Source organism: Erythrobacter sp. JB1-15 (assembly GCF_057365035.1).
Genome location: NZ_CP200295.1, coordinates 1,993,515 through 2,011,323 on the forward strand (window position 1 = coordinate 1,993,515; position 17,809 = coordinate 2,011,323).

12 protein-coding genes and 1 tRNA gene are annotated in these 17,809 nt (G+C 58.6%); 10 read left to right on the forward strand and 3 right to left on the reverse strand.

The annotated features are described in order from the left end of the window. Position 1: 1 nt before the first annotated feature. From AC0V6L_RS09575 to AC0V6L_RS09585, 3 genes are read left to right on the forward strand one after another with little or no spacing between them, the layout of a single operon-like run. Complete coding sequence (locus AC0V6L_RS09575; protein ID WP_486155096.1) at positions 2-682, forward strand: DUF969 domain-containing protein; 681 nt, start codon at positions 2-4, stop codon at positions 680-682. Further along, positions 679-1,629 (forward strand): DUF979 domain-containing protein, encoded by a 951-nt coding sequence (locus AC0V6L_RS09580; RefSeq protein ID WP_486154046.1) that lies wholly within the window; start codon positions 679-681, stop codon positions 1,627-1,629. Before AC0V6L_RS09575 ends, AC0V6L_RS09580 begins: the two co-directional genes overlap by 4 nt. Further along, positions 1,626-2,609 carry a DUF2891 domain-containing protein gene (locus AC0V6L_RS09585; protein WP_486155097.1) on the forward strand — a complete coding sequence of 328 codons (984 nt, stop codon included), beginning with the start codon at positions 1,626-1,628 and terminating at the stop codon, positions 2,607-2,609. Before AC0V6L_RS09580 ends, AC0V6L_RS09585 begins: the two co-directional genes overlap by 4 nt. 8 nt (positions 2,610-2,617) lie before the next feature. Here AC0V6L_RS09585 and AC0V6L_RS09590 read toward each other — a convergent pair whose 3' ends face one another. Beyond that, positions 2,618-4,618, reverse strand: a complete 2,001-nt coding sequence (locus tag AC0V6L_RS09590) for a DEAD/DEAH box helicase (RefSeq protein ID WP_486154047.1) — start codon at positions 4,616-4,618, stop codon at positions 2,618-2,620. Between the two features lie 392 nt (positions 4,619-5,010). Between AC0V6L_RS09590 and AC0V6L_RS09595 the strand changes: the two genes are divergently transcribed. The 5 genes from AC0V6L_RS09595 (at position 5,011) to AC0V6L_RS09615 (ending at position 12,001) form a co-directional block, all read left to right on the forward strand. Continuing rightward, positions 5,011-6,243 carry a tyrosine-type recombinase/integrase gene (locus tag AC0V6L_RS09595; protein ID WP_486154048.1) on the forward strand — a complete coding sequence of 411 codons (1,233 nt, stop codon included), beginning with the start codon at positions 5,011-5,013 and terminating at the stop codon, positions 6,241-6,243. A 248-nt stretch (positions 6,244-6,491) separates the two neighbouring features. Further along, positions 6,492-7,121, forward strand: coding sequence for a response regulator (locus AC0V6L_RS09600; RefSeq protein ID WP_486154049.1), 630 nt, complete (start codon positions 6,492-6,494; stop codon positions 7,119-7,121). Next, positions 7,099-9,159 carry a sensor histidine kinase gene (locus tag AC0V6L_RS09605; RefSeq protein ID WP_486154050.1) on the forward strand — a complete coding sequence of 687 codons (2,061 nt, stop codon included), beginning with the start codon at positions 7,099-7,101 and terminating at the stop codon, positions 9,157-9,159. The genes AC0V6L_RS09600 and AC0V6L_RS09605 overlap by 23 nt, the downstream gene beginning before the upstream one ends. A gap of 83 nt (positions 9,160-9,242) precedes the next feature. Then, positions 9,243-11,342: an MAC/perforin domain-containing protein gene (locus AC0V6L_RS09610; protein WP_486154051.1), complete on the forward strand. Its 2,100-nt coding sequence runs from the start codon at positions 9,243-9,245 to the stop codon at positions 11,340-11,342. Next, complete coding sequence (locus tag AC0V6L_RS09615; protein ID WP_486154052.1) at positions 11,339-12,001, forward strand: LamG domain-containing protein; 663 nt, start codon at positions 11,339-11,341, stop codon at positions 11,999-12,001. Before AC0V6L_RS09610 ends, AC0V6L_RS09615 begins: the two co-directional genes overlap by 4 nt. 1,037 nt (positions 12,002-13,038) lie before the next feature. Here AC0V6L_RS09615 and AC0V6L_RS09620 read toward each other — a convergent pair. Further along, positions 13,039-13,113, reverse strand: a tRNA-Val gene (locus tag AC0V6L_RS09620). A 138-nt stretch (positions 13,114-13,251) separates the two neighbouring features. Next, positions 13,252-15,138, reverse strand: a complete 1,887-nt coding sequence (gene sppA, locus AC0V6L_RS09625) for a signal peptide peptidase SppA (RefSeq protein ID WP_486154053.1) — start codon at positions 15,136-15,138, stop codon at positions 13,252-13,254. Positions 15,139-15,371: 233 nt separating this feature from the next. Between sppA and AC0V6L_RS09630 the strand changes: the two genes are divergently transcribed. Further along, complete coding sequence (locus tag AC0V6L_RS09630; RefSeq protein ID WP_486154054.1) at positions 15,372-16,391, forward strand: aspartate carbamoyltransferase catalytic subunit; 1,020 nt, start codon at positions 15,372-15,374, stop codon at positions 16,389-16,391. Then, positions 16,388-17,623 carry a dihydroorotase gene (locus tag AC0V6L_RS09635; protein WP_486154055.1) on the forward strand — a complete coding sequence of 412 codons (1,236 nt, stop codon included), beginning with the start codon at positions 16,388-16,390 and terminating at the stop codon, positions 17,621-17,623. Before AC0V6L_RS09630 ends, AC0V6L_RS09635 begins: the two co-directional genes overlap by 4 nt. Positions 17,624-17,809: the final 186 nt, after the last annotated feature.

The window sequence follows — 17,809 nt, forward strand, 5'->3', positions numbered from 1 at the left end:
GATGAATTACTGGCCGCTTGCAGGGATCGCGATTGTCGTTGCCGGCTTTGCGCTGAAGTTTAATCCGCTGCTGGTGGTGGTCAGCGCGGCGGTGGCGACCGGCGTTCTCGCAGGGCTTGATGTGGTCGCAGTGATCGAGGCTTTGGGAAAGGCTTTCAATGATAACCGCTATATCTCGGTCACGTGGATCATCCTGCCTGTCATTGGCCTCTTAGAACGATACGGCCTGCAACAACGCGCGCGCGGTCTGATCGAGGGGATACGCGGGGCGACGGTTTCAAAATTGCTCATCCTTTACCTGCTTTTCCGGCAGGTCACAGCGGCGCTCGGCATGAAGGATATTGGCGGCCATCCCCAAGCCGTGCGGCCTTTGGTGGCGCCCATGGCAGAGGCAGCAGCCGAAACCGCGCATGGCAACCTTCGCGAAAGCGATCGGGAGGAAGTCAAAGCGATGTCAGCCGCGACCGACAATGTCGGGCTGTTCTTTGGCGAGGATATCTTCTTCGCCATCGCATCAATCCTGCTGATCCAAGGGGTGTTTGAAAGCTACGGTATTACAGTCCCTGCATGGCAATTTGGCTTATGGGCTATCCCCACAGCATTTTGCGCGTTCTTTATTCATGGTTGGCGGATCAATGCGCTCGACCGGCGAATTGGCGTGGGCAGGAGTGCGCGGCGATGATAACTTATGAGTGGCTTTATGTCCTCGCAGGCAGCTTTTTCGCGATCTGGGCTCTGCTGAGCCTTAAAGACCGGTTATGGGGCAACGCCGCGTTTTGGGGATTGCTTGCCGCCAGTTTCTTTCTTGGAAGCCACGTGTCCGATCTTGTGAACGGTTGCCTTGTGCTCGCTATGGTGGCGATAGCGGGGCTAGGAGGTTTGAAGCGCTCTAATCCTGAAACGACGGGCGAGGCTAGCCGCGAGAAGCGTGCGGCCAGCCTTGGCAGCAACCTGTTTGTGCCTGCGCTGATCGTTCCTGTCACCGCTGTAGCGGGCACGTTGCTCTACAACTTCAGCCCTCTGAAAGAGATTGGCCTTTTTGAGACGAACCGCGAAACTCTCAACCTGTTCGGCATAGGCGTTGTCATCGCGCTTATCACTGCGATCATCTGGCTGCGCCCGCCCGCACTCGCGCCTGCGGAAGAAGGGCGGCGATTGCTCGATTCCATTGGCTGGGCCGCTATCCTTCCGCAAATGCTCGCGGCGCTTGGCGCGGTGTTTGCGCTTGCGGGCGTGGGCGATATTATCGGCGGGGCAGCGGGGAGCGTTATTCCCGAAGGAAGCATCTTCCTCACCGTCGTCGTCTTCGCGCTGGGCATGGCGATATTCACGATGATTATGGGCAATGCCTTTGCCGCATTTCCGGTGATGGCGGCGGCCATCGGTATTCCCCTGCTGGTTGAGGGATATGGCGGTGATCCGGCCGTAATCGGAGCGGTTGGAATGCTCGCCGGGTTCTGCGGCACTTTGCTCACGCCTATGGCCGCCAATTTCAACATCGTGCCTGCCGCGCTGCTTGAACTCAAAGACCAGAACGGCGTTATCAAACAGCAGGTGTGGACCGCGATCCCGCTGTGGGTGTGCAATGTTGCGATCATCTATGTGGGGGCGTTTCTGCTGTGGAAATGACCGCCGAAATCGCGTCCAAATTCGCGCAAATCGCGCTGGGTCACGTGGCAAAGCCGTTTCCGTACAAGGACGATCATGTCTTTGATGGTGAGAATGATGCGCGCCTGCCGCAGGCGGCACATCCATGCTTTTTCGGCAGTTTCGATTGGCATTCCTGCGTCCATTCCTGGTGGATGCTGCTCACACTTCGGCGCCTCTATCCTGATCTGCCAGAGGCGGGCGCGATTGAGGAATTGGCAGACAGTACATTCACGCCCAAAAAAATCGCGGCAGAGCTTGCCTATCTGAACCGGCCATCATCGCGCGGGTTTGAGCGGCCCTATGGCTGGGGTTGGCTGCTTTATCTCCATCACGAGGCGGCGCGTCACAGCGATAAAGATTGGGGCGACCGCTTGGAACCGCTCGCCCGCGTCTTTGCCGCGCGATTTGGCGATTACCTTTCCATCCTGACTTACCCGATCACGGTGGGCACGCATTTCAACACCAGTTTTGCTCTGGTGCTGGCGCGCGAATGGGCGCAGGCGCGTGATGCGGCGCTGTCCGGCACAATTGATGATTGGGCGCAGCGCGCATTTGCCGGGCGAAGCGGATATGCCGGATGGGAGCCGGGCGGGGACGAATTTCTCTCTCCCGTTCTCACTGCCGCCTTGCTGATGAGCCGGGTGATGGAGCGCGATCAATTTGCGTCGTGGTTTTCCGCGCTGGTTGTCCGCAATGGCTGGATTGAGCGCGAATGCACCCCTGTCGCAGTATCAGACCGCACAGATGGCAAAATTGCGCATCTTGACGGGCTGAACCTCTCGCGCGCTTGGTGCTTGATGCAAATGAGCGCGGCTTTGGGCGATCACTTTGCAACGCCGCTGTTAGATGAACGCGCTCAGATCCATCTCGATGCTGCCATGCCGCATATTGCAGGCGATTATATGGGCGAACATTGGCTGGCGAGTTTTGCGACTTTGGCGCTACTGGGGCGAGGGTAAGGCCGCGCCTAATCGCCTAACCGCCTAATCTGCTGCGCGCGGCGGTTTGCCTTTGTGTTTCGGCTTTCCCTTATCCTTGTTCTTGGTTCCCTTTTTGGGCTTGCGCGTGACGGGACGGCTGCCATCTGATTTGGAGCCAGCTTTCGCGCCAGTTTTTGCGCCATCTTTTGCGCCAGTTTTTGCGCCAGCTGTTTCAGGGCTTTTCCCGGCATAGGGCTTTTTCTTAAACGGCTTTCCCCCTGCGCGCGGTTTTGCGTCATCATCTTTGCGAAACGGCTTTCCGCCCCGTTCATTGGCGCCCCGTTCACCGCCGCCTTTACGGAATGGTTTGGCGCGCGCTCTCGGCCCCCGCTACCGCTACCGCCGCCATGTTTGCGGTTGTGGCGCGCTTCGATGCGGGGGCCATCGGGGGATTCTTCGATTGCGATCGCATCTTGTTCGTCATCGGTTGACGCGGTGCGCTGCAAGGTTTCGCTGAATTTGCCCGCAATGGCGCGCGGCACCTGAAACCACGTTTCTTGCGGCCCCACACGGATCGCGCCGATTTCATTGCGGGTGATATGACCCCGGCGGCAAATCAGCGGCAGCAGCCAGCGCGGTTCGGCATTCTGGCGGCGGCCAATGCCCATTTTGAACCACACCACATCTTCAAATCCGGGACGATGCCGGTCTGCCTTGGCTTTTTCGCGCGCCTCTGGCGTGTTGGCGAGCAGTTCTTCAGGCTGCGGCATTTTGGCGCGGTGCGCTTTTACCAATGCAGCGGCGATGTCTTCGGCCGGCAAACGCTCCATCAGCTCTGCCGCCAAAGCCCGGTCATCGTCTTCGTATTCTGAGGGCTGGGTCAGCTTTTCCATCAGCCGCGCATGGTCTTTTGTGCTGATCTCCTCGCGCGTGGGCGCGCCCATCCATTGCGCCTCGATCTTGGCTCCGCGCAGCATCCCCTCGGTCCGCCTGCGCCGATTGTATGGCACAAGGATCGCGGCTGTGCCTTTCTTGCCCGCGCGGCCCGTCCGTCCCGAACGGTGCTGCAAAGTTTCAGCATCGCGCGGCGTATCGACATGGATCACAAGGCTGAGTGTTGGCAGATCAAGCCCGCGCGCGGCCACATCGGTTGCCACACACACCCGCGCGCGTTTGTCGCGCAGCGCTTGCAGTGCCTGATTGCGTTCCTGCTGCGAATGTTCACCTGACAGCGCAACCACGCCAAACCCCCGGTTTTGCAGCGTGGCATGCAGCCTGCGCACACTGTCGCGCGTGGCGCAGAAACAGATTGCGGTTTCCGCCTCGTGAAAGCGCAGCAGATTGACAACCGCGTTCTCCACCTCGGACGGAGCGATCGTGATGGCCTGATAGCTGATATCGCCATGCCCGCGATCTTTGCCCGCAAGCGAGAGGCGCAGGGCATCTGTCTGGTAACGCTGCGCCAGCCGCACAATCGCCTGCGGCATGGTGGCTGAGAAGAGCAAAGTGCGCCGCTGATCGGGCGCTGCATCGAGGATTTCCTCCAGATCATCGCGAAAGCCCATGTCGAGCATTTCGTCCGCTTCATCCAGAACCACGCCAACGAGGCCCGACAAATCGAGCGCGCCGCGCTCCAGATGGTCGCGCAATCGGCCCGGCGTGCCCACGACAATCGCCGGCCCGCCGCGCAAAGCGCGCCGTTCCTTGCTCGCATCCATGCCGCCGACACAGGTCGCAATTCGCAGGCCCGCTTTGGCATAGAGCCAGCCAAGCTCGCGGCTGACCTGCAATGCCAGCTCGCGCGTGGGAGCAATGACGAGCGCAAGCGGTTTTTCGGTCAGCGGTGTCCCGCGTATCTCGCCCAGCAATTGGTCCGCCAAGGCTACACCAAAGGCAACCGTTTTGCCCGATCCGGTTTGCGCAGAGACGATCAGATCGCGCCCCTGCGCATCAGGCGCGATGACGGCGGCCTGCACCGGGGTGGGCTGATCATAGCCGCGTTCGGCCAGCGCTTCGCCCAGATGGGCAGGCAGAGTTTCAAAAGACATAGAAGTTCGCTTGGATAGGCGCGCAAAAGGCAAGCGCGGGGGAAGAAAGAGGCATGAGCACGGTGCGCGGGAACTTGCGCGGTGATCACAATTGGCGACGGCGCGGGGCCGAAATCGCCTGCGACATGCGCCATAGCGGGGAAGGGCCGGTTTGGCTTGCGATATTTTCGGCCATTACCGGGGTTGAGACCAAAAAGCCGATGGGCAGCGTTGGATCAGGCCAAAGTGCCTCACCCCCGGCCCGATTTGGCGGGGCCATTTATCCAGCTAAACATCTGAAAAAATGGTGGGCGCGGCAAGGATTGAACTTGCGACCCCACCCGTGTGAAGGGTGGGAATATGGACGTTTGCGGCTTTACGCGGACGATAAAATCTAATAAAAACAATCATAGGTGTTCAAGCGTGTCCGCCCATGTTTTTCATGTTTTTTTCATGGATTTTGGAGAGCCGCTAAAATGCCCGATCTTAGCCGTATCGGAGAGCGCGATAAGCTGAGGCCCAAGGCCGGGGATGAGCCGCACTGGCAGCGCCTGCGCCAAGGTGTCTATGTCGGCTATCGTCCCTCAAAGAAAATAGTCGGGGGAACATGGTTTGCCCGCTTCTATGATGCCGAAACGCACCGCAATTCCCGCAAAAGGCTGGGCGACTATGGCACACTTACCGGCCATGACGTTTTCAAGCAGGCGAAAGCCGACGCGGAAAGCTGGGCCGAGACCGTCGAAAGTGGCGGCGAGCGCGCCTGCGACGTTGTGACCGTCAAGGACGCCTGCAAGGCCTATCTTCAGAAAAAGCCCGGATCGATTGCCGAAGGCGTATTCCGGCGGCACGTCTATTCCGACGCAATCGCTAAGTTGAAACTCGATAAGCTTCGGCGGCATCATCTGAAGGCATGGCGCAAGCGGCTGGAAGAGGCACCGACCTTACTCTCGCGCTGCAAGAATGGAGAGAAACGCTGGAAGGAACGCTCTAAGTCGACCGTCAACCGCGATATGGTGCCGGTCCGTGCAGCGCTTGGCATGGTCCTGAAACCCGGTGCTCCCAATACGGACGCGGCATGGCAAGAAGCATTGAAGCCGTTCAAGGGTGCCGACAAACGGCGCGAATTGTATCTGGACCGGGAAGAGCGCAGGAAGCTAATTGAAGCGACTGGGGATGAGGCACAACCATTCGTTAAGGCGCTTTGCCTGTTGCCGCTTCGACCCGGAGCACTGGCCAGCCTGACCGTCCGCGACTTCGATAAGCGCACCCGCAGCCTAACAATCGACAAGGATAAGAATGGCAATCCTCGCCAGATTTCCTTGCCGCAAGTCATCGCGGATTGCTTTGCCGAGCAGGTGAAGGACAAACTGCCAGCCGCACCGATCTTTGCCCGCTCTAGCGGTAAGGCATGGGACAAGGATGCTTGGAAATACCCTGTCAAACAGGCTGTCAAGGCGACTTGTCTGCCCGGTGCAGTTTCAGCTTACACGCTGCGCCATAGCGTGATTACCGACCTGATCCGCGCTCGCTTGCCGATCCTAACGGTGGCGCAGCTGTCAGGGACTAGTGTAGCCATGATTGAAAAGCACTACGGCCACCTTGTGCGCGATGATGCCGAAGAGGCGCTCGCAACGTTGGCTTTCTAGAGAATTTCAGAATCTCCACTCGGGACAAACCGCCCATGAGCGGACATTCCGCTTCCGACCCAGTTGCTGACCACGGCCAATTCGTTGAACTTGCGGCTCGTTCAGTTTGTCCAAGCGTACAGTGCGCAGTCAGCGAGCCTACTGCTCTAGTCGGAATTGGACTTTGCCTCAGACGCGGCACTTGTCCCTTTCACTTGTCACGCATAGGATCGGTGACGTTCAAAAGCTTGGGAAATCAGGGACGCCAATTGGCAATCACCGCCATCATTGCCGATGATCACACCTTCATGCGCAAGGCTATTGCGGACATGCTAGGGGAGATGCGCAAAGTGCATGTGATCGCAACCGCTAAAGACGGCTTAGAGGCCATTGCTGAAGCGCGGCGGCACAAGCCTGATTTATTGATCCTCGATGCAGCGATGCCGATGGCTAACGGGGTCGAGGTCTTTGCTGACGTGCGCCGGTGGTGCCCTGATACTAAGGTGGTGACCTGCACCGGCTTTACTTCGCACACCTTGCTTGCTGAATGGATCGATCTAGGCGTTGACGGACTGCTTCTTAAGACAAGCGAGACAGATGAGTTTGGCCGTTGTATTGAAACGGTGCTCGCCGGATATCGCTTTGTTGCCGACGATGTGCGCGACATCTTGAAAGCTGCGAGCGGGGGACCAAGCCTTACGCATAGAGAACGCGAGGTGCTGTCTCTGATTGCACTTGGCAACACCAGCCAAGCGATCGCTGATCGATTGCACATTTCGATCAAGACAGTTGAAAAACACCGCGGTAGCCTGATGGCAAAGCTGGGTGTGGGGTCGGTGGCGGAGTTACTGGCCTACGCGCTCAAAGAGGGCTTTCTTGATTCGCACCGCCAGCTATAGGCCCATCGAAAACCGGAGAGCCAAATGGGGAGCAGCCCCCATCGACTATCGCGGCCAGGCGGCGCAGAACATCATGATGGCGAAGAATGCGATTAGGCTCTGGATGGCGCTGGCATGCCTATTGTTAAGCGCGTTGCTTGCCGTCCCAAGTGCGGCGCAGGAGCAATCAGCGCTAGCGCTGACGGATGATTCATCCGTGTACCAGTCGATCAACCCTCATGTTGTTGCATGGCGCGATCCATCGGCGCGGCTGAGCGCGGGCGAGGCCTTGGAACAACTTGACCGCTTTGCGCCCTTAACCACGCGCTATCTCGCCTTTGGTCTCACGCGTGACCGCATCTGGCTTCGATGGGAAGCGCGCAATGACAGCCCCAGTCGCCAGAGATGGCGGGTCGATATGAAGCGCCAGTACATGGAGGAACTTGATCTCTACCAGATCGTCGATGGGCAGGCTGTTCTCCTGCTATCACATAAGCAAAGCGATCCATTCTCACAGCGCGAGATACCAAGCCGCTTTCTGCAGAAAGACGTGATCATCGCACCGGGAGAGACGGCTGAGTTTCTGCTCGGATATCGTTCTACCACATCCACTTTTCTGAAAATCGCAATGGGCACATCCGATGCCGTAAGCGAGGTGCACACTACGGAGCAAGCAGTGGACTTCGCTATGAACGGCGCGCTCGGGGCAATGATATTCTTTGCCCTCTTGATGATCCCTGTGATTGGCTGGCGGCTGGGACTGGCATTTGCGCTCTATATTCTTGCGGGCATCTTCTATGTCTCGGTAGCGGATAGCTATGCAATGCGCGCGCTGTGGCCCGATGCGCCATGGTTGAGCGAGCCAATGAACCTCTCCTCGGTGCTGTTGATGGCGATGACGGGCGTGCACTTTCCGCGCGTGTTGTTCGGATTGGAGCGTTCTGCACCGAAACTCTACAGGTTGCTCGGGATCTACGCCGGGCTTGCGGGATTGTGCGCTGTGCTTTCGCCGTTCTTGTACACGCAGCGCGTTTTCATGGTGGCGGCTTATCTGATCGCGCCGATTGCTACTGTATTGATCGTTGCGACCGGAGTGCTCGCTATCCGGCGCGGATTTGTTGGCGCGCGTATCTATATTTTCGGAGCGGTACTGGTCTTTTCCTCGTTTGCCTATGCGTTTGTCGCACATGTGTGGCCCGGCCAATTCGATTTGGATAACACGCTGGATTATGGACATTTCACGCTGTTTACCGAGTGCATTGCGTTTGCGACCGTGATTTTGCTGAGGCTGATGGCGCTGCGCGAGGAGCGCGACAGCGCGATGCAGGCAGAGCTGGCCGCGACACAAGAGAAGCTAGCGTTGAATGACCGTTTGCTCAGCTCCCAGCGTAAATATTCGGAGGCGCGCGAGCTTGCCGATTTGCGCGGGCAACGCCTATCGGAGCTTGACCATGACATCCGACAGCCACTGGGCGCTCTTCGTGCTGCGATGTTCAAGCTGCGCGGGCTCGACGATCAACAATCAGGCGAAATTGATGCAGCGCTCGACTACCTGGCGGGCGTGGCCAGTGATCGGCCTCATGCGGCGCAGGCTGCGGGTGAAGGCGCGCACGAACACTTTCCGGCGACTCTCGTGCTGCGCAATGTCCACCATGTGTTTGCAGAGGAAGCGCGAAGGGCCGATGTAGAGCTGCGGTTAAGGCCGAGTGAATTGAAAGTGGAGGCAGACCCAGTCGCGTTAATGCGGGCCGTGTCCAATCTCGTCGCCAACGCTTTGAAGCACGGGCGCAGCGCATCAGGCGCATCGCGCATCCTGATCGCGGCGCGGTGGCGGGCCGACGGCACGCGGATCGAAGTGCGCGACAATGGCCCTGGAATGAGTGCTGCGGAATTGGAGCGTGCATTGCAACGCGGTGGCAAAGGCAACACCTCTGATGGCGAGGGGCTGGGCCTTGCGATTGTCCAAGACATCTGCGCAGCTTCGGACTTTCACTTCAATCTTGAGGCCATTTCAGGCGGCGGATGCAAGGCCTCCATTCACATCCCTGACAGGAACTAGCCCGCGAAATGGGGAGAAACCCCACTATATCGCTCTAGCCATTCTGCCATCTTTGTCCTGCCAACAGGTCGGGGAGATTGGGCATGAATATGAAGGGCAACATCCTATGTGGATTGATGATCGGTGCAGCGACGTTCGCGCCCGTCACATCTGTTGCAACCGCACAAGGAACGCAGCCAGGGGCAGTGCCCGCGCTTGCTTCTGACGAATTGTTCCAAGGCCCTGCTAAACGCAAAGGCCGGCCCATTGAAGCATTTAAAGGCTGCAAAATTCCCACCCGTTTACAGGCGGATACCGCAAGCACCTCTGACCGGATGCGTTCGCGTGATGCGGGATTGCAGGACCCGACAGCCGCACGTGTATTTGCCTCGTTTGCGATACCCGAAGGTACCGCCACCGAAGCAGACCTTGCCGAGGATTGCCGCTACAGGCTCGATGGTATCTGGATTCAGGACACTGCCCTTGCGCTTGATGAAACCAAAGCGGCAGATGAATTGTTTTCAGGGCTAGACGGTCAACAGCTCAATCCGCGCCTTACGCATTCCAGTTTTACAACGCCCGACCTCATGTATGTCAGTATGGCAAACGATGGCAGCAGGATCGCGATCCGCAGAGCGACGCAGGGCCGTGACCCGATAGTGCTGTATGCGACCGACGCCACTCCCATGCGCGATGTTATGAAGCCATCGGGTGCGACCAAAACATACATATACCGCGAAGGCAGGGGGCGCTGGCGCAATGCGACTTTAACGGTTTCTGTATCTCGTACCGGAAAGCCAGAGCTGCGCTGGAACGGGTCCAGCTACAATCGTCCTCAACCCACTGTCTCACGCGCCCAGAATATCGATGTTACCGATGTTTTTCTGATCGGCAATAATCTCGACAACTACCGCGCCTCTTTACGAGGCTATGATGTGATCAGACAGGATCCCTTCGAGCTTAACCGCAATTCTAAGGCCGATATTTTTGCGACCGCCGATCCGCGCGATTTCGCGATCATTGAGAAGCGTACTGTGCCGCTTGGCCTCAAGTACATTCCCGATGGCGTGCAAGGAAGCGTGATCTCCAGGGAAATGATTTCTCGGCAATTCGACTTTCAGCGTACTGCGGCCAGCTCGTTTGGTTTCAATATTGGGTTTACCAAGAAGGACAAGAAGACTGGCGAAACCAAGGGGTCGCTTGGTGCAGGCGCAGATTTCGCCAAGTCTAGTACGCTCGGCCGCCAATTCGGTATGCAACGCGCGCTTTCACTGGGCTTTGCCCGGCACAAACTCTACACGCTCGTGCTCGATCGGCCCTTTGCCAAACTCAGCGATGATTTCATCGATGCGGTCGATTTTGCCTACCGGATGGGCCGTTATGATGATCTGATCGACAAGTTCGGCACGCACTATCCGTATGCAGTCACATACGGTTCGCAGGCGCGCATGTGGGCGAGCTTTGACCAGCAGACCATGCAGAAATGGCAGAGCCAGAGCCAAAATATCAATGCCAAGGCCGGCCTCGCTATTGGCGGGTTCGAAATTGGCGCAAGCGGATCGCGTTTCACCGAAGAATCGCGCAGTTCGTCAGAGCTGGACGAAAGCTCCGAGGCTGGCTTTGATGCGGTTGGCGGCACTGGCAGCTTTGACCAGAGCGGCTTTTCGACCGGAACCCCCGTGCCAATCCTTGCCGACCTGCGTCCTATCTCCGATCTTCTTAATCCGCTTTACTTCCCCAATGAGCCTGAAATCTGGAGCGATGTTCGCCGCCGGCTTGAGGCAGTGATCGAACGGCGGCTTTTGTCTAACGCCAATCCCGGCGGCTTTGCATCCGTCATTCCTGAATACACTCGACCCAAACCCGGTCTGATCCGAAATATCACAGTTCGCACCCATACCGGAAGCCGCGAAAATGTGCGCGTGGCCTTTGGCAGGAACACATTTTCACCCGGGAAGGTGCGCGTTTGCTTCAAGAATTTCAAATCCGGCACAAGGGCCATGTCGCACGGATTAAAGGGCGTAAATCCCTTCCGGGTTATCGGCAAAGGCCAGAGCTGCGCAACCATCCGATCAACCCGAAAACTGCGCCTGAAATTTTCAGCCGCTGACCGGGAAGGATCGCAAATCATTGGCGACGCCACCTTCGATCTTTCCCCTTACGATGCTGGCTACGTCGATTTCCTCTATGGAGTTGGACCATGACACGAATGATACAAGCGCTCCTGCTTGCCCTTGCAGCGTGCATCGCCGCGCCGCTCAGCGCCCAATACACGCCTGATGTGTTAGTCCTCGATGGCACAGAAACCCTGCAATTCCCTCCAGACGAGCGTCTTATTCTGGAAGGCGGATCAACGATTGAGTTTTGGGTTCAGCCAGATTGGACCGCCGATCCCGGGTACGACCCAGTCGTGCTATCCAACGCTGGCCCGGACGGCCCGCTTTACCTCGTTGCATTGCTGCGTGATCGCGATGGGTTGGGCATTATGATCGGAGAACAATCAGCGATTGCCGCGTTCGATTTCACCGATGGGAAAATGCACCATGTGGCCATAATCGATGACGGGACCTCAGTTGCAATGCTCGTGGATGGAAGCCCGGTTGGAATTGCTGAGATAACATCCAAGGCATCGCAATCGGCGGGCTTTTGGATCGGCAGTTCCGATGGACAAAACGACCCTTTTATTGGTGCGATTGCGGGCCTTCGGCTTTGGGATGTTGCGGTTAGCCCGGCGCAGCTCAAAGAATTTGCCGCTGTCGATATCATCGCAAACCGCACCAAAACGCACCCCGATTTGAATTGGCTTATCGGAATTAGCGACTTCGCGAACAAAGACTTTCTTCTGTTGGAATATGAAAATTAACCCCCTGTCTGACCACGTCTTGATTGGAGAGAAGTCATGAAATGCACCGTTACAATCATGTGCTGTGCGCTGTCTGCCGTATTAGCGACAGCCACGCTTCCTGCCGAAGCAAGCGCACAAAAGCGTAACAGCGTCTCCAGCACGCAGTCTCAAGGCGCAAAGGCGGGAGGGTCCATCTATAAACCCAGCAAGTCACACGCCATCGTTCCGCGACGGGTAGTAAGGAACAAGCCTACGCGGAAACACCGCGTAAAAGTCTCCCGCGATCAAATGCGGCGCAGTGCAGAACTCGCCGCGCGTCGGAGCGCGGCAAGCTCACTTTTGAGCAGAGCTACCAGTCCATTAGAACCCAAGGTCGACACCAGCAGAATGAGCATGGATGTGAACGCGTCTGGGGGGCAGGTGCGTTCGAAACCCATCATTCCTCCTCCTCCCACAACGGCACCGCCACCTTTGCCTCCCAGCCGTGATCGCCGTCCTGTCTCAAGGAACGCTCCAAGCGCAGTCGATGCGCCGCGTCAGCCGATGCCCAAGACGATGAGACAAGCGCAAGCCAATGCTGCGCAAGTGGCGCGCGAAGTCAGGCCAATGAAAGTTAAAGTGGTGGGTATGCGAGTTCCTCAGGCCGCGAAACAGCGCGGGATACTTCTCACGCGAAAGCGCATAAACGCGCATGGGAGAGCCGGGCTGACCTTCAATGGCAAAGACAAATTCCAGTCGGTCGGTGGGCGCATATCCGAAGCTGGCAACGGTCGCGGCGCTGGCTTTGTCGCGGGCTTAATTAACGCGGTCAAAAGACCCTTCAAAAATCTAGCGGCCTTGATAACGCGCAACCCGAAACGCTAAGCGATCTCTGCCTAAAGTCAGCTTCCACCCCCAAAGTCGGACATTCGAGAGCGAAAGGTGTGTTCCCCAAAGCAGTCTTTGAAAAGGGCAATTGATCATTGCACCTACGCCCCCTTGAGCCTTTCTCACAGGCCTTTTTCCATGTTTTTTTCATGGAAACGGGACCCATCTCTCCTAAGTCATTGATTTTATGGTGGGCGCGGCAAGGATTGAACTTGCGACCCCACCCGTGTGAAGGGTGTGCTCTACCACTGAGCTACGCGCCCGCCTGATGCGCCTGGCTGAGCCAAGCTTTTCAAGGCGAGGCGGGCACTTACTGCGAGTGTCTGCGCTTGGCAAGCCTTGCGAATGGGCGTTTTGCCACATGGTGCCTTGCAAATTCGCTTGCGCGCGGCTTCGCCCGGTTACGGCGCGAAGAACGCTTTCAGCATCGCCAGAACGCTGCGATTGATCGGTGCGGCTTGCGGGGCGGGGCTGACCGGGCATTCGAGGCAATAGGCCTGAATGCCCTGGCTGCCTGATAGCACTTGCGCATCTGCTGCAATCCGGCTGACCAGCGATTGCTGGCCGATAGCAGCGCGCGCGAACAGGTCTGCGCTGCGCGGCTGCGCACTGGCATCGGCGGTGCTGCCCAAAAGCTGGCGGATGAGCGAATCGTAACTGTCCTGCTGCGCGCCAAGGAATAGCGGGCTCCACGTGTCTTCTTGAATGCCGGCCTTGGTTGCGGTCCATTCCAGCGCATCGGCCAATCCGCCAAACTGATCGATCAGGCCCAATTGGCGAGCGGTGCCGCCATCCCAGACGCGGCCTTGACCAATCTCGTCAGCTTTGGCTTTCGTGATCCCGCGCGCTTTGGCGACGCGTTCCAGAAAATCGTCATAGGTGTTGGTGATGGTCGCCTGAAAGATTGCATCGGTTTCGGGTGTCAGCCCGCCAATGATATCGGGCTGACCCGACAACGGCGTGGTGCGGAACCCGTCAGTGCTGATGCCGACCTGATCGATCGCGTTTTCAAAAGTGGGCAGCACGGCAAAAACGCCAATAGAGCCGGTGACTGTCTCGGGCTGGGCAAAGATACGGTCGCCTGCGGTGGCGACCCAATACCCGCCGCTTGCCGCGACATTGGCAAAGGAGATGGCAACGGGAATATCCTTGGCCTTGTAACGCAGGATCGCGCGGCGGATTTCCTCTGATGCCGTGACAGAGCCGCCGGGCGAGTTCACCCGCACAACGAGCCCTGCCAGATCATCATCAAGCGCCGCATTCAGCACATCGGCAATCCGCGTGCCGCCTGCGGTTCCGGGGCCTGCATCGCCATCAATAATCGTGCCAGCAACAGTGACAACGCCAATCCGTTTGCCGCCTGCATCGGCTGGGTTATCGGCAAGGTAGGGGGCAAGATCGCTTTTCGCGTAAGAGCCGGGTGCTTTGTCAAAGCTGTCCTCGCCAACGATTTCAGCAACGCGCGCGCCAAATTCCACGCTGTCGCCCAGCTTGTCGACAAGCCCGGCGGCCAAAGCGGCCTGCGCAAGATCGCCCGAGGATGCCTCGACCCAGGCGACGGGATCTTTGGTCACGCGGTCCAATTCGAGCGCAGGGCGCGCCTGTTTGACATTGGCTTGCCATTCTTCCCACAAAGCGCCGTAAAGGCTTTCCAGATTTTCGCGCGCGGGGTCTGACAGATTGCTGCGTTCGAACGGTTCGACCGCTGATTTGAACTCGCCCACTTTGTAAATGCGGGCATTGACGTTGAGCTTATCGAGCAGCCCTTCGTAAAACAGGATGCTGCCCCCTGGCCCCGCGATCAGCGCGCCGCCAAGCGGATCAGCCCAAATCTCGCTGGCATGCGAGGCGAGCAGCATGTGATCATCGCCGTAAGCAAGCGCATAGGTGAGCACGGGCTTTTCCGCCGCGCGCACACGGTCCATCGCCTCACCAATGGCTTGCAGATGAACCTGCCCGCCGCCGGCAAAGGTGGACATGTCGATCACCACCGCTTTGATCCGGTCATCGCTGGCCGCAGCATCCAAAGCGCGGATGATATCGCGCGCCTGATATTCGGTAGGCGGGGCTTCTCCGCTGAGCAATGTGGCGACCGGATCAATCAGGCTGCGCTCTTCAACGATAAAGCCGGACAAGTCGATTTTCAGCGCACCATCGCGCACTGCGCCCGGATTGGGCGATGCGGAAAGGATGCTGAACAAAGCGAGGAAAAACAGGAGCATGAAAAGCAGCACAAGCCCGTCTTTGATCCCGACGAGAACTTTCCAAACCTTACCGACAAATGCCATATGTGCGCTTTCTTGTATTGGGGCCAGGCCACCCCGCGCCCTCCACCCTTCCACCCGGATCGTCACCCGGTAGGATAATCCGGGTGGAAGGGTGGAGGGCGCGGGGTGGCCGGTGCGCGAGCCAAAGCTCGCAAACCTAACCCCACTTAATCACACATAACGCAAACTTCCATGGCAAAGGGGCAATTGGTGGGTTGAGCGTTGGATGCGGCTCGACTAAAGGCGTGGCTTTAATGGACAACACGGCATCTTATCGCGCTCCCGATCGCTTTCCAGCGGGCCGGGCGGCCTTTCCGCATCGTGATCTCACTGGCATCGGGCAGCTCGAACGTCATGAGGTTTTGTATCTGCTCGCCTCGGCTGAGCAATGGGTCGAACTGAACCGGCAAAGCGCGAAACATGCAGGCTTGCTCGCTGGGCTAACCATCATCAACGCCTTTTTTGAAGCGTCCACACGCACGCTGTTAAGCTTTGAAATTGCGGGCAAACGGCTGGGCGCTGATGTCGTCAATATGCATGCCGCGCAATCGAGCGTGAAAAAGGGCGAGACGCTGATCGACACCGCGATCACGCTGAATGCTATGCGCGCCGATGCGATTGTGATCCGCCATGGATCAAGCGGGGCGACCCAATTGATCGCGGACAAGGTGGATTGCCCGGTGCTTAATGCCGGCGATGGCAGCCACGAACACCCCACGCAAGGTTTGCTCGATGCGCTGGCTTTGCGAACGAAACTGGCAGAGCGGGGCGAGGCCGCCGAGGATTTCACCGGGCGCACTGTGCTGATCTGCGGGGATATTCTGCACAGCCGGGTCGCGCGTTCGAACATTTTATGCCTGCAAGCCATGGGCGCGAGCGTGCGGGCCTGCGCGCCGCCTGCTCTGATGCCGGCAGGGATTGGCGCGATGGGAGTGGAAGCGTTCCACGATTTTGATGCCGCATTATCCGGCGTTGATGTGGTGATGATGCTGCGGCTTCAGCAGGAACGCATGGCGGGTCAATTCATCCCTTCGGCGCGCGAGTATCATCATCTGTATGGCCTCACAAAAGCGCGGCTGGCGCTCGCGGCGAGCGATGCCTTGGTCATGCATCCCGGCCCGATGAACAGAGGCGTGGAGATCGACAGCGAGGTGGCCGATTTGCTCGACCGGTCGATCATCACGCAGCAAGTGGAAATGGGCGTGGCGATCCGAATGGCTTGCCTTGATGTGCTGACCCGGCAGGCGCGCGGTGTTGAGGGGTGGGCGCAATGAAACAGACGCAGCCTTTAACGATCACCGGCGGGCAATTGGTAACGAGCAATGGCACGGTCAATGGCGCCGTGCGGCTGGCCGATGGGCTGATTGCAGCCGCCGGGCCAGATGTCGCGCCTGAGGCCGGCGATGCGGTGATGGATGCGCGCGGGCAATTGATTGCGCCGGGGCTCGTTGATCTGGGCGTGTTCGCGATTGATAAGCGCGCGTTTCATTTCGGCGGTATCACGCGGGCAGCGCTCATGCCCGATCAATCCCCGCCGCTCGATTATCCCAGCCGCGTCAATTACATTGCCAAATCGGGCAAGCCTGATCTGTGGGTCCACCCGCTGGCGGCTGCGACTCGCTCGCTTGAAGGGGCGCAGCTGGCTGAAATAGCGCTGATGCGCGATGCGGGCGCGCGCGGCATTGCAACCGGGCGGCGCTGGATTGGTGATAGCGGCGTGATGCTGCGCGTGTGCCAATATGCCGCGATGCTCGATCTGGTGGTGGTGACCCATGCCGAGGATGCAGCCCTGGTGGGCGATGCAGCGGCCAGCGCGGGCGAGATTGCAACGCGGCTTGGCCTGCCCAGCGCGCCTGCCGAAGCTGAGGCGTTAGCTGTGGCGCGCGATATTGCGCTTGCCGAGATGAGCGACGCGCGCGTGCATTTGCGCCAGGTGACCACGGCGGCGGGATTTGATCTGGTGCGCGCGGCCAAATCGCGCGGGGCGCGGGTAACCTGCGGGATAACGCCTGCGCATTTCATGCTGTCCGACCTTGCGACAGCCGATTTCCGCACTTTTGCCAAGCTTTCGCCGCCATTGCGCAGCGAAGCGGATCGGCAAGCGGCCATCGCGGCCATTGGCGAAGGGGTGGTGGATGTTATTGCAAGCGGCCACGATCCGCGCGGGCCAGAGGATAAGCGGCTGCCATTTGCCGATGCGGAGCCAGGAATGGCGGGGGCTGAAACGCTGCTTGCCATGACGCTGACACTGGTGCGCGACGGGGTGATCGACATGGCGCGCGCGTTTGATTTGCTGGCGCGCAATCCTGCCCGGCTTTTGGGAGTGCCAGCGGGCGCGCTTGAAAAGGGGCTGGAGGCGGATATTGCTCTGATTGATCCAGAGGCCCCGTGGATGATCGACCGCACAAAGATGGAAGCAACGGGCGATAACACCCCGTTTGAACGCCAAGGCGCACAAGGCAGAGTGCGCGCGCTGATCAAAGGCGGAGTGAAGATTGAGCTTTAGGGCCAATGGCGCAAACCCAGCGCCGCTGGCGTCGCAAGGACGACTGCCCGCCCGCAGCGGGTCCGCAGCGAAGCGAAGGACGTCTAGCGAGGACGAACCCGCGGATGCGGGTTCGCAAACCATTGCTCCATAAAAAACGCCCCCGGAAGTTTGCACTTCCGAGGGCAGTTTCGCTGAAGTTCGTGT